We start from the raw sequence: 13,101 nt of genomic DNA, 5'->3' as shown, positions 1-13,101 counted from the left end.
ACTTTTCAAAGTTAGCTGTTTCCGTTAACATCAAACGAAGGTGTTTTTTATACAGTATGTGAAAAGGTTTAAAATTAAATTAGTTTAAAATCTTAAGTTCGTAAATCACCATATTGATCTGTTAAACCCAATTTAATTATCTGATGCAGTTCATTTATATTTTTAGGGTCAGAACACAAGTGTTCCTAAATTTCAACTCTTAAAAAGTTTCTAATGTAAATTAGTCCTTATTTGGACATGTACTTAACCCGAAAGGGGCATACAGCGGACAAAAACTAACAAAACTAGTAAGGATAAATACACCTGCCAGTACTAATAAGGCGATACCCCAAATACCCGTTGCAGTATTTGTAAAATAGAGTCCGATGAAAATAGCCGCTACAATAAACCGTATAATACGATCTGTTGAACCCATGTTCTTTTTCATATTATTAAATTTTAGTTAAATACAAAGTCAAGGAAAAAAACCAGCCCTGTTATTAAGCCTAAACAAATGGTACAAGCCTGTATTAGCTTTATTGCCTTTTTACTCATAGTTCATATTAGACTTTAGTATGAAATCTAAATATATAAAATATAAAGTAAAAATTCTTTAACCGATTTATTTTAATTTATAAATATTAAGTCATCAAACATTAAATGACTATCTGCTATATTTGTTCAAAACCTGTATCCGGGCTATTATGATCCAAAAGCAACACTGGGCTGTCTTTATAGATAATCAATCCAATAAGCAGGGCTTAATTCAGCAATTGTTGGCTGAAGATAAACCGCCACGGGAATTAGAGTTCTTAAAAGGATTGAATGGTTCATTATTCTCTAAACTGGCCCTCGACAATTTTATTGAAGAAGAAGTTAGGCATGACCAAAAATTCCTTACAAATTCAACTTCCCAAAGCCTTCAATCTATGAGTAGTGGGGAACGTAAAAAGGCACTTTTAAATTATCTTTTAGAAAGAAAACCAAACTACCTGATCCTGGACAATCCGTTTGATAATCTGGATCAGGATTCGCTAAAAAAGATCAAAGTAGTTTTGGCAAACATATCAAACCATATTGTTATTATTCAACTTATCAGCAGGTCGGCTGATCTGCTCCCTTTTGTTAAAAATTATTCCCGTTTAAACTTAAATGATTTCGTAGTAATTCATGACCTGTCATTCATAGAGCCCGAAAAAAATAAGGTTTTTCATAGAGATATTCCTCAACCATTAAATCAGTTTATATATTCTCAGGAGCATTTAATTAGATTTAAAAATGTTTCCGTACACTATGAAGGGAAAGCAATTCTAAAAAATATTAATTGGAACATCCGAACCGGAGAATTTTGGGAGTTGGCTGGTAAAAATGGTAGTGGCAAAACCACATTGCTTTCCATGATAACAGGTGATAACCCTAAAGCCTACGGGCAGGATCTTTTCCTGTTCGGGACGCAGAAAGGAAGTGGGGAAAGTGTTTGGGATATCAAAAAAAATATAGGCTATTTTACACCTGCTATGGTAGACCGGTTCAGGGGCTATCACAGCCTGGAAAATATGCTTATTTCAGGACTTTTAGATTCCATTGGGTTGTACGTAAAGCCCAGTCAAGCTCAACTAAGGATAGCCAGGGAATGGTTGGTTTTAATAGAGATGGAAGGCAAAAAAGACAGCTATTTTCACGACCTTAGTCTAGGCCAACAACGACTTATTATGTGCGTGAGGGCAATGATTAAACATCCTATTCTTTTAATCCTGGATGAACCTACTGCCGGCTTAGATGATGCAAGTGCCGCTCTTTTAGTTGCCCTTGTGAATAAAATGGCGGCAGAAAGTCAGACAACAATAGTTTTCGTCTCACATAGGAAGGAGCCCGATTTAAAATCACATTTTGTATATCAATTAGAATTGACTCCCGAGGGATCTGTTGGCAAGGTGATAGATAACAAAAAATATATTACTTAAGTTACAAATCAGACATTCAGTCGTTTCTAATATGTATAAACTCAACAAGAAAAAGTAAAACTATAATATGAATTATTGTGTTTTTAAATCAAAAATTACCCTTTTTATTATTCTTCTTTCCGTATCATTAAATGCTCAATTTCTGAAAGGTGAGTTAAGCGAAAGAAATCCAATTTCTACTGAAATATTACCGAAAGAAACACATCAATATAAGGTGGTGATGGCCAGGGACCAGTTTGCCTTTTTTAAGTTGATGCAACAGGGTGTTGATCTGAAAATAACTACTTATGATGTAAGTGGCAATAAAATAAAGGACTTTGATAGTCCCAATGGTAAAAACGGATATGAATACATAACATTAACTTCCACCATTGATGGTGAATATGTTGTAGAAGTTTATCCGCTCGATGAAAATCAACCTATTGGCAAATATGAAATATCCCTTGAAAAAATAAAACCCAGGGCGGTTACTATAAATGGGCAGGTTGATGAATTATTTACAATCTGGGACAATGAGGAAACGCCAGGAGCAGCGGTTGCCATAGTCCAGAACGGTGCGATTGTTTATAAAAAAGGGTATGGGATGTCAAATTTGGAATATGATATACCAATAGTTCCTTCAACTATATTTCATATCGCCTCTGTTTCCAAACAGTTTACAGTTTTCTCCATATTATTGTTAGAAAGTGAAGGAAAATTAAAACTAGATGATGACATAAGAAAGTATATCCCAGAAGTACCTGATTTCGGTAAAACTATCACTCTGAAGCATTTAGCAAGTCACACCAGCGGTTTAAGAGACCAATGGAATTTATTAGCCATGGCGGGTTGGCGGTTAGACGATGTTATTACAAAGGAGCATGTACTTAAACTGATAAGTAAACAAAAGGCGCTTAATTTTGATCCGGGAGAAGAGTATATGTATTGCAATACCGGTTTTACCCTACTAGCTGAAGTGGTTGCACGGGTGTCTGGAGTTTCCTTTGCAACATTTACGAAGGAGCTTATTTTTAAACCTTTAAAAATGAATAATACATTGTTCTATGATGATCATGAAAAAATTATAAAAAACAGGGCGTATTCCTATTATTCAGACAGCACCGGCTATAAAAAAAGTGTGTTGAGCTATGCTAATGTAGGAGCAACTAGCCTATTCACCACCGTTGAAGATCTAAGTCTGTGGGCGCTAAACTTTTCATCTCCAAAAATAGGGGGTCCTGAATTGATTAAGAAAATGAATACTCCTGCGGTTCTAAATAACGGTAAGTCATTTGGGGGGGCTCTCGGGCAATTTGTGGGAGAGTATAAAGGATTGAATGAGATTCAACATGGAGGGGCAGATGCGGGATACAGGTCATACCTGACCCGCTTTCCCGATCAAAATTTTTCAGTAGTAGTCTTTAGTAATGATGCTTCTTTTGGATCAGGATCAATGGCACATAAAATAACTGACATTTACCTAAAAGACCTTATAAAAGCAAAGCCGAAGAATGATGTAGCCGCATCAGATACTGGAAATGATAAAATTATCATAGATCAAAAAACCAGAAAATCTTATTTAGGAGATTATGAATTGCAACCAGGATTTATAATAAGTATTACTGAAGACAGTGGTCAACTATTAGCGCAGGCAACAGGGCAACAAATTGTAACCTTAATCCCGGTATCCCAAACTAAATTTAAAATTGCAGATGTGGAAGCTGAAATTACGTTTATTCCCGCTGTGGATGAAAAAGTTGAGAGTTTTAAACTGGAACAGGGAGGCCAGATCATGAATGCACCAAAAATCATTGAATTTGATAAATCATCTGTTGATTTATCAAAATATACCGGGAAATTTTACAGTGAAGAACTATCCACAGCATACGAATTCATGATAGAAGGCAATAAATTAATAGCCAGACATAGCAGGCATAGCGACATTGCATTAGACCCAATTAAAAAAGATATGTTTTCCGGGAGTGAATGGTTTTTTAACAGGATTGAATTTATTAAGGATTCGGATGATAAAATAAGCGGGTGTAAAGTATCATCCGGCAGGGTTAGAAATCTGCTATTTCTTAAGGAAAAGTAAAAAAACGATGGCTAGACGTAAAATTATTGGCTTATTTACTTAATTTGAAGGATATTAACTTACCTTTGCGGCTAATTTAATATATAATCATGAGTAACGGTACAGTAAAATTTTTCAACAACGCCAAAGGTTTTGGTTTTATCACTCCGGATGAAGGAGACAAAGACGTATTTGTCCATGCAAGTGGATTAACAGAAGAGATTTCAGAGGGAGATAAAGTTAGCTACGATCTAGAAGAAAGCCCTAAAGGTTTAAACGCAGTAAATGTTGAGGTAGTTTAATCCTTAAGATTTAAAGAATTTAATTTAAAAAAGCCTGTCGTGATCGACAGGCTTTTTTTGTGCTTTATAAACAAAAAAACCACAAAACTTAATGAAAAGTCCTGTGGCCTGTTTTGTGGTTTTTAGTCCTTTTTCTTTGCCATTATCTCAGCACGACTAGTATCAAACATCACTGGTGTTGCAATAAATAGTGAAGAATAAGTACCTACTATCACGCCAATTATCATGGCGAACATAAATCCTCTCAAGGATTCCCCACCAAAAATAAAAATGGACAATAACACAACAAGTGTCGTGAGGGAGGTATTTAGTGTTCTGCTTAATGTACTGTTTAGTGCCTTATTGATATTTTCCCCGCGTTTCCAGCCATGTTCAGCTACTATTTCCCTGATACGGTCAAAAACAACCACAGTATCATTCAGGGAATAACCGATTACCGTCAAAATAGCGGCAATAAATGCCTGGTCTACTTCCATGCTAAATGGCATTATTTTGCTGGTCAGTGAGAAGATCCCCAATACAATTAATACATCGTGGAATACTGCAACCACGGCACCCAAAGAGTATTGCCATTTACGAAAACGCAGCAAAATGTAAAGAAAGACTACGGCTAAAGACCCAAAAATAGCCCATAGCGCATTCTTCTTTATATCATCTGCGATGGTCGGGCCAACCTTTCTATACTTAAGTACTCCAATATCTTCATTAGTTCCACCGGGGATAAAATCCCGATATGTAGCTCCATCCGGTAAATATTTTTGCAATGAGGTATATAATATTCCCAATATTTCATCATCTACCTCTGTACCTTGAACATCTACCTTATACTTGGTAGTCACCATAATTTGGTTAGCATCGCCAAATGTTTTGGCGCTGGCACTTCCAAGGGTCTCAGATAACTCATTGGTTATTTCTGATGGATTAACCGGGTTTACAAAACGAATCTGATAGTTACGTCCTCCAACAAAATCAACTCCTTCGTCTAAACCCTGTGTAAATAAGGAGAAAAGTCCAACAGCTACTAAAATAGTTGATAGAACATAAGCAATTTTACGTTTGCTTAGGAAATTGATGTTCAAATTCTTAAACAGATTTTTAGTAAGTGGAGTTGAAAAATCCAGGGTTCTTCCTTTACCGGAAATATACCATTCTATCAATAATCTCGTAACAAAAATGGCCGTAAACAAAGAGGTTAGAATACCAATAATTAAGGTATTCGCAAAACCTTTAATAGGGCCACTTCCAAAAATCAACAATATAATTGCAGTAAGACCGGTTGTTATGTTTGCATCCAGAATGGATGATAATGCATTTGAAAAACCATCAGCGATAGCCTGCCCTTTGCCTTTCCCTTTAGCCAATTCTTCCTTAATCCGTTCAAAGATCAGAACATTAGCATCGACAGACATACCTATGGTCAATACAATACCGGCTATTCCGGGTAATGTAAGTACTGCGCCCAAACTGGATAGTACACCGAAAATAAGGAGTATGTTAAAACTTAAAGCGATATCTGCAAAGATTCCTGCTTTACCATAATAGAATACCATCCATATTAAAACAAAAACCATGGCAATCAGAAAGGACATAAAGCCACTATCTATGGCTTCCTGACCAAGGGAAGGACCAACTACAAATGAATCAATGATCTCCGCAGAAGCAGGCAATTTACCAGCCCTGAGCACATTGGCAATATCTTTGGTTTCGTTAACCGTAAAAGTTCCTGTAATTTCAGAACTACCACCAGATATACCACCTACAGACGAAACACCTGGGGCTGTGTATACTTTATTATCCAGTACAATAGCAATTCCGGTATTATTAAGGTTTGCTTCGCTGGTTAGTTTTTCCCAAAGTTTAGCTCCTCTTACATTCATGTCCATACCCACAGCCGGTCTGTTAAACTGGTCAAATTGATCCCTGGCATCACTCACCACATCACCACTAATTCGAGGGGTATTATCCCGATTAGATTTTAAGGCATATAAGGATGCTACTTCCGAATCCTTTGTAGGCCGCTCCCATAAAAATTTTGTGAATTGTACCTCCGGGGGTAATAAACGTCTAACCTCCGGCATACGAAGGTATGATCCTATTTCAGCTGTATCTTTTATCGCCGCTATACCGACGGCAAAACCAGGCCCGTTTAGCTGTAACTTTTCAAACAATGGATTTCTCTCAGTGGACAGATCCAAAGAATCCTGGGTTACGTCTGAGAGTAGAGAATCTATCTCAGATTCTTCCTTATCAACAACTTCTTCTTCTGTGTCTTCTACTAGGGTTTTAAGGCGGTCATTTGCCTGAATAAAGAAATTTATAAGGCTTTGATTACCGGGTTCATAGGTTTCCCAGAACTCTAATTGGGCGGTACTTGAAAGAAGGTCCTGTGCTCTTGCGATATCTCTTGCCCCTGGTAATTCAACCAAAATTCTTCCGGAATTGCCTTCGCGCTGAATGTTGGGTTGTGTAACACCAAAACCATCAATACGCTCACGTAATACTTCGAAAGCTGATACTACAGATTCATCAATTTTTCTTCGGATAATGGGCTTTACCTCATCATCTGTCATTTGAAAATTGATCTCATCACTTAGGCTTTTATTTGCAAAAATATCAGGAGAAGCCAATTTAGTATCTCCCTTAATATTATCAAACGCGTCGAAAAACAGATCAATATAGGTTTCATCGCTGTCTTTGGAAGCCAGGTCTGCATCGGCTAAGGACTTATTAAAGATTGGGTTTTTGGAATTATCCGCCAGCCCTTTAAGAATATCTTTTACCGATATCTGGAGCGTAACATTTATACCCCCCTTAAGATCCAGGCCTTTATTTAGTTCCTTTTTCTTTGCATCTTCATAACTGGTATAACCTAAAATAGGATTTCCTCCTATGGAATCTAAATAAGTAGCTTCAACAGCTTCTCTTTTAGCCACATAATCTTCCTCAGAAGGTGAAACAGCAGACGCAGCAAACAATGTTGCATCTTTTTCTACCTTGGCGGTAATGAATGTATAGGAAAGTTGATAGATACTTACCAGTCCGAACAAGAAAGCAAATAGCTTTATAAGTCCTTTATTCTGCATGGTTTAATTGATTTTTTGATGGAATTTGTAAACAGCGTGCAAATATATCATTTCCCTTAAGAACTGACAATTTATTTATGTTATTTGTATAGAGTAAAGGACAGTTGAAACCTTTGCTCTTAAAGCATTATTGATCAATCTTTTTAATTTTTAGCTGCAAAACAATCATATCCTCAAATTTGCCGGAGCCCTGGAGGAGAGGAAATTAACTTTTTATAGCCTTGACTCATCCCAAAAAAAGAAGCATCACTTAAATGATGCTTCTAATAAATAAAAAATGGTTAAAACTATACTATACGTCAAGCAAACCATTCGTATTTCTAACCCCTACAGCGCTCTCCTGCATTTTAGTTTTTTCAGCATCACTCAGGGAAATCTCTACAATATCTTCAATTCCGTTTTTGCCGAGTATTACAGGAACACCTATACAGATATCTTTTAAGCCATATTCCCCTTCAAGAAAAGTGGAACATGGAAACATCTTCTTTTGATCACATGCAATGGCCTGTACCAATGCTGAAACAGCAGCACCAGGTGCATACCATGCACTCGTGCCCAGAAGTTTAGTAAGTGTAGCGCCACCTACTTTAGTGTCTTCAACAACCTGTTGAAGGCGGGCCTCAGATAGAAACTCAGAAACCTTGACGCTATTTCTTGCAGCCTGACTGGCAAGAGGCACCATTCCAGTATCGCTATGCCCACCAATTACCATTCCATCAATATCTGAGATTGGAGCATCAAGAGCCTCAGCCAAACGATATTTAAATCTGGCACTATCTAATGCGCCTCCCATACCAATAATTTTATTCTTGGGAAGATTTGTGGTCTTATGTACCAAATAGGTCATGGTATCCATTGGATTACTAACCACTATCAAAATTACATTCGGTGAATGCTCCAAAAGATTTGAAGCAACTGTTTTCACTATCCCTGCATTGATACCAATCAGCTCCTCCCGAGTCATTCCAGGTTTTCTGGGAATCCCGGATGTGATTACGGCTATATGGCTATCAGCGGTTTTTGAATAATCTCCTGTAGTGCCCGTTATGGTGGTGTCAAAACCGTTTAAAGAGGCAGTTTGCATAAGGTCCATAGCCTTTCCTTCAGCGTAACCTTCCTTAATATCCAGCAAAACAACTTCCGAAGCAAAATTTTTAATTGCGATATACTCGGCACAACTAGCACCAACTGCACCCGCTCCAACTACTGTAACTTTCATGATATACTATATTTTAAAGTGATTTATAAGACTGGTAAAATTACAGAAATTTAAAAGATTTAAGAACCCATTGGCCACATATATTTTGCCTTGAATTTTTAATTTGCACTTAACTTGTTTTATAAATATGTTAAAATAAAATGCAATTCAACGAAGAAACTCCAATTCTTATGTATTACATCGATTTTTAACAATACCCGATTTAATATTGGCGTTAAATAACGTAATAGATCCCAAATCTAAAACCTACTAAAATTGAAAAGACTTTTCTCCTTTATGGCTATAGTTGCTATAGTGTTAGCAAGTAACTGTTCCAGAATCCCAGAAAATAATGATCCGATTATTGGTATTTGGTACAGGGTTGAAGTTATTAATGCCAGCGAAACCAGTAAACAAACTATCCGGCAAGAATGGATATTCAATGACGTGTATTTAGGAAGGTATCAAAAATACAATGGGTCTCAGCTTGACTTCAAAACTGATTTTAGCTGGGTAGTTGATAAAGGGGTTTACACTATTTCTTATCCCGGAACAGATATGACTAAAAATGTTGTAAGCATGATAGAATCTCCAGATGGTATGTTGCTGGAGGATGTAAAAGGTGAAACCCTGGCAAAACGAGAGTAATTCCCCAATTTTTTTTTCCATATAGTTACGAAAAGCAGTCTTGTTAAAAGGCTGCTTTTTTAATTTAAGATTATTCGCTCCTGGTAATAGAATGGAAATATATAACTACAATAAAAAAATCCAGAAGCTTTCACATCGGGGATTTTTACTTTTAACTATTACGAGTTACACGTCTATATTGGCGTAAACAGCATTCTTCTCAATAAATTCCCTTCTTGGAGGAACTTCGTCTCCCATCAACATGGAGAATATTCTGTCGGCCTCAGTAGCGTTATCAATTGTAATCTGGCGCAAAGTTCTGAACGATGGGTTCATAGTGGTATCCCAAAGCTGTTCCGCATTCATTTCACCCAAACCTTTATAACGCTGTATTGGGGCGCTACCTCCAAAACTTTCAACAATCTCATCTCTTTCCCTATCAGACCAGGCATACTTTTTTTTACTTCCCTTTTTAACGAGATAAAGAGGTGGAGTTGCAATATAAACATGGCCTCCTTCTATTAATTCTCGCATATAGCGAAAGAAAAAAGTTAGTATTAATGTTTCAATATGACTTCCATCTACATCCGCATCACACATGATCACAACTTTGTGATAACGCAATTTTTCGAGATTTAAGGCTTTACTATCTTCTTCAGTCCCTATAGTTACGCCTAATGCCGTGTAAATGTTTTTTATTTCTTCATTTTCAAACACCTTATGTTGCATGGCTTTTTCTACATTCAAGATTTTACCACGTAACGGCAGTATTGCCTGAAAGTTCCTGTCTCGGCCCTGTTTTGCAGTTCCGCCTGCGGAATCTCCCTCGACAAGAAAAACTTCACATAAGGCTGGATCTTGCTCAGAACAGTCAGATAATTTTCCCGGTAAACCGCCGATACTCATTACCGTTTTACGTTGAACCATTTCCCGAGCCTTTGTAGCCGCATGTCGGGCCTGTGCAGCCAGAATCACCTTTTGCACAATAATTTTGGCATCATCCGGATGTTCCTCCAGATAATTGGTAAGCATCTCTGATACCGACTGGCTCACAGCCGAAGAAACTTCCCTGTTTCCAAGTTTTGTCTTGGTTTGTCCTTCAAACTGAGGCTCCCCTACTTTTACAGAAATAATCGCTGTAAGACCCTCTCTGAAATCATCCCCGGCCACCTCAAATTTTACCTTGTCTAACATCCCTGAACTATCGGCATATTTCTTTAGGGTTGTGGTAAGCCCCCTCCTGAATCCAGATAGATGTGTTCCTCCTTCATGTGTATTGATATTGTTTACATAAGAGTGCAAATTTTCAGTATAGCTATTATTATAGATCATAGCCACCTCAACCGGAATACCGTTTTTTTCTCCTTCCATAGAGATAACATCCTTAATCAAGGGTTCCCTGTTGCTATCTAAAAAACGGACAAATTCTTTTAACCCCTCATCTGAATAAAATTGGTCAGACACAAAATTACCTTCCTCGTCTTTTTGCCGTCTGTCTGTAATACTAATTGTCACTCCTTTATTCAAATAGGAAAGTTCCCTCATCCTGTTGGCCAGGGTTTCGTAACTGTATTCTATAGTTTGGGTAAAAATTTCTACATCCGGATGAAAAGTTACTATAGTACCTGTTTCACTCGATTCTCCAACGCTTTTTACAGGATAGAGTGATTTACCCCTTTCGTATTCCTGTTCCCATACCTTGCCATCTCTATGAACAGATGCCTTTAAGTGATCTGAAAGTGCGTTTACAACCGAAACACCTACGCCGTGCAAACCACCTGATACCTTATACGAATCTTTATCAAATTTTCCTCCAGCTCCAATTTTGGTCATTACGACTTCAAGTGCAGATATACCTTCTTTTTTATGGAGATCTACCGGTATACCCCTACCATTATCTTTAGTGGTAATTGAATTATCCTCATTAATAATTACCTCAATAGCATCACAATAGCCACCCATTGCCTCATCAATTGAATTATCCACTACTTCATAAACCAAATGATGTAATCCTCTGACTCCTATATCTCCAATATACATGGACGGCCTCATGCGCACATGCTCAATACCTTCTAATGCCTGAATACTGTCAGCGGAATATTCTTTGTTTTTAGCTTCTTCGCTCATAGAATAACTTAAGTGTTTTATTTAATTTTTAGCAATCTTACAAATATAGACAATACCCTATAGAATGTAGTGTTTGTGGATATACGAAGCCCTTAAGTTATCAACAATTTAACAACAATTTGTTATGTGTTTAACCATTGAAAGGGTTTCGTAAATTCTCATGACAATTGTTAGGTATTATAACTACTTTACTATGTATTTTTGCACCATCAATAAAAAACCGATGCTATGGCAGATTCCAGAGCCGTTTCCTTAAAACTTATGTCCCATATTCAGAAAGTAGTGGACGTACAAAGCAGGGTTATCTACTTTCTGATTAGTATTATTTTTTCTTTCGCTCTTACTTACGCACTTTATGAACCTGCTATGGATCAGGCACAGATCTATGTACTCTTCCTATTATTCCTGGCGATAGGTCTTTGGGTAACAGAAGCCATACCTCCCTTTGCTGTTGGATTACTGGTATTTGGGTTCTTGATTTTTGCCATGAACAGCTATTATTCCCAAATAGACCCCGCAAATGTTCAGTCTCATTATATTGGTTACATAAATTCCTGGTCCAGTAGTGTTATCTGGCTAATGCTTGGGGGGTTTTTTATGGCAGAGGCCATGAGTAAAACCAAATTAGACAGAGAAGTTTTCAGAATTTCCATTTCAAGATTTGGAACAGTACCAAAATATGTGCTGCTTGGTCTTATGCTTACAACGGCAATTTTTTCAATGATCATGTCCAATACAGCAACTACTGCTATGATGATTGCTTCTGTATTGCCATTTATCAATACTCTCGACGAGGATTCTCCTTTCTCTAAGGCTATTCTTATCGGGATTGCCGGTTCGGCTTCTCTCGGTGGTATGGGTACCCTAATTGGTTCTCCCCCAAATGCCATTGCCGTGGAAGCTCTGAATAATAATGGAATTGATATCGGATTTTTAGAATGGATGATGGTAGGGTTTCCACTGGCTATAATACTGACTTTGTTATTTTGGTTTATTCTTACCAAAAAATATCTTGCAAGAAAGAAAAGTATGAAAATAGAGCTGGAAAAAGAAGCTATTGATGAAAACAGTTCTACTTACAAATTTAACCGAATAAAAAAAAGGATTGTTTTGGCCGTACTGTGTGTTACTCTACTGTTATGGCTTACCGAAAAACTCCATGGAATACCAGCTTCTGTAGTATCCCTGCTACCAATTATTTTACTAACAATGACCGGCATTATCAATGGGGATGACGTTCGTAAGCTTCCCTGGGATACTTTGATGCTTGTAGCAGGTGGGCTTGCTCTTGGACTTGCAATAAAGGAAACAGGTCTTGCCAGCTTCTATGTAGAAAAAATACAGCAGTACGAACTAAATTTCTTTGCTCTTGTTATAGCATTTGCTTATTTAACGGTAATAATGTCTAATATTATGAGTAATACGGCCACAGCCACAATTTTGATCCCAATAAGTATTATCCTTACTTTTAATAACCCGATAGTATTGCCTCTTGTAATCGGTTTATGTGCATCCACCGCCTTGTTTCTGCCAATATCTACGCCTCCTAATGCAATTGCATATAGTACGGGTAAGTTAAAACAAAAAGATTTTAGACTTGGTGGGGTATTTATTGGTATAGTTGGTCCAATAATAATAACTGCAGTGGTAATCCTTATTTTTATGGTCTTATATCAGGTATATTAATTATGATCTTTACCTAAACAGATATTACTTCCAGTACATTTAGCAACACTAAATTATTTAACAAAAGAAGCACCAATATATT

At 37.1% G+C, this 13,101-nt stretch carries 9 protein-coding genes; 5 read left to right on the top strand and 4 right to left on the bottom strand.

Features of this window, described 5'->3' with window-relative positions:
* Nucleotides 1-220 precede the first annotated feature (220 nt).
* Nucleotides 221-427 carry a YgaP family membrane protein gene (locus WBN20_RS06535; protein ID WP_424281130.1) on the bottom strand — a complete coding sequence of 69 codons (207 nt, stop codon included), beginning with the start codon at nt 425-427 and terminating at the stop codon, nt 221-223.
* Nucleotides 428-683: 256 nt separating this feature from the next.
* On the opposite strand from WBN20_RS06535, the gene WBN20_RS06530 reads away from it, so the two are divergent.
* The 3 genes from WBN20_RS06530 (at nt 684) to WBN20_RS06520 (ending at nt 4,298) form a co-directional block, all read left to right on the top strand.
* Nucleotides 684-1,943 (top strand): ATP-binding cassette domain-containing protein, encoded by a 1,260-nt coding sequence (locus tag WBN20_RS06530; RefSeq protein WP_424281129.1) that lies wholly within the window; start codon nt 684-686, stop codon nt 1,941-1,943.
* A 67-nt stretch (nt 1,944-2,010) separates the two neighbouring features.
* Nucleotides 2,011-4,017, top strand: coding sequence for a serine hydrolase (locus WBN20_RS06525; protein ID WP_424281128.1), 2,007 nt, complete (start codon nt 2,011-2,013; stop codon nt 4,015-4,017).
* 89 nt (nt 4,018-4,106) lie between these two features.
* Nucleotides 4,107-4,298 carry a cold-shock protein gene (locus WBN20_RS06520; RefSeq protein WP_019668364.1) on the top strand — a complete coding sequence of 64 codons (192 nt, stop codon included), beginning with the start codon at nt 4,107-4,109 and terminating at the stop codon, nt 4,296-4,298.
* Nucleotides 4,299-4,420: 122 nt separating this feature from the next.
* Here the strand turns inward: WBN20_RS06520 and secDF are convergent, their stop codons facing one another.
* The gene (secDF, locus tag WBN20_RS06515; RefSeq protein ID WP_424281127.1) at nt 4,421-7,381 is read right to left on the bottom strand and encodes a protein translocase subunit SecDF; all 2,961 of its coding nucleotides are present in this window, start codon (nt 7,379-7,381) and stop codon (nt 4,421-4,423) included.
* A 292-nt stretch (nt 7,382-7,673) separates the two neighbouring features.
* Nucleotides 7,674-8,600: a malate dehydrogenase gene (locus WBN20_RS06510; RefSeq protein WP_424281126.1), complete on the bottom strand. Its 927-nt coding sequence runs from the start codon at nt 8,598-8,600 to the stop codon at nt 7,674-7,676.
* 255 nt (nt 8,601-8,855) lie between these two features.
* Here WBN20_RS06510 and WBN20_RS06505 point away from each other — a divergent pair, with 255 nt between their 5' ends.
* Nucleotides 8,856-9,227 (top strand): hypothetical protein, encoded by a 372-nt coding sequence (locus WBN20_RS06505; protein WP_424271883.1) that lies wholly within the window; start codon nt 8,856-8,858, stop codon nt 9,225-9,227.
* A 165-nt stretch (nt 9,228-9,392) separates the two neighbouring features.
* Here WBN20_RS06505 and gyrB read toward each other — a convergent pair whose 3' ends face one another.
* Nucleotides 9,393-11,333 carry a DNA topoisomerase (ATP-hydrolyzing) subunit B gene (gene gyrB, locus WBN20_RS06500; RefSeq protein WP_424275550.1) on the bottom strand — a complete coding sequence of 647 codons (1,941 nt, stop codon included), beginning with the start codon at nt 11,331-11,333 and terminating at the stop codon, nt 9,393-9,395.
* Nucleotides 11,334-11,561: 228 nt separating this feature from the next.
* Here gyrB and WBN20_RS06495 point away from each other — a divergent pair, with 228 nt between their 5' ends.
* Nucleotides 11,562-13,019 (top strand): SLC13 family permease, encoded by a 1,458-nt coding sequence (locus WBN20_RS06495; RefSeq protein ID WP_424281125.1) that lies wholly within the window; start codon nt 11,562-11,564, stop codon nt 13,017-13,019.
* Nucleotides 13,020-13,101 lie beyond the last annotated feature (82 nt).

This window comes from Eudoraea sp. (genome assembly GCF_049665975.1).
Classification (GTDB): domain Bacteria; phylum Bacteroidota; class Bacteroidia; order Flavobacteriales; family Flavobacteriaceae; genus Eudoraea.
This window is presented reverse-complemented; position numbering and strand designations above follow the sequence as displayed.

What these genes read in the sequence shown, in the direction of transcription:
- WBN20_RS06535 (WP_424281130.1), bottom strand. Translation starts at nt 427, where the DNA reads ATGAAAAAGAACATGGGTTCAACAGATCGTATTATACGGTTTATTGTA.
- WBN20_RS06530 (WP_424281129.1), top strand. Translation starts at nt 684, where the DNA reads ATGATCCAAAAGCAACACTGGGCTGTCTTTATAGATAATCAATCCAAT.
- WBN20_RS06525 (WP_424281128.1), top strand. Translation starts at nt 2,011, where the DNA reads ATGAATTATTGTGTTTTTAAATCAAAAATTACCCTTTTTATTATTCTT.
- WBN20_RS06520 (WP_019668364.1), top strand. Translation starts at nt 4,107, where the DNA reads ATGAGTAACGGTACAGTAAAATTTTTCAACAACGCCAAAGGTTTTGGT.
- secDF (WP_424281127.1), bottom strand. Translation starts at nt 7,381, where the DNA reads ATGCAGAATAAAGGACTTATAAAGCTATTTGCTTTCTTGTTCGGACTG.
- WBN20_RS06510 (WP_424281126.1), bottom strand. Translation starts at nt 8,600, where the DNA reads ATGAAAGTTACAGTAGTTGGAGCGGGTGCAGTTGGTGCTAGTTGTGCC.
- gyrB (WP_424275550.1), bottom strand. Translation starts at nt 11,333, where the DNA reads ATGAGCGAAGAAGCTAAAAACAAAGAATATTCCGCTGACAGTATTCAG.
- WBN20_RS06495 (WP_424281125.1), top strand. Translation starts at nt 11,562, where the DNA reads ATGGCAGATTCCAGAGCCGTTTCCTTAAAACTTATGTCCCATATTCAG.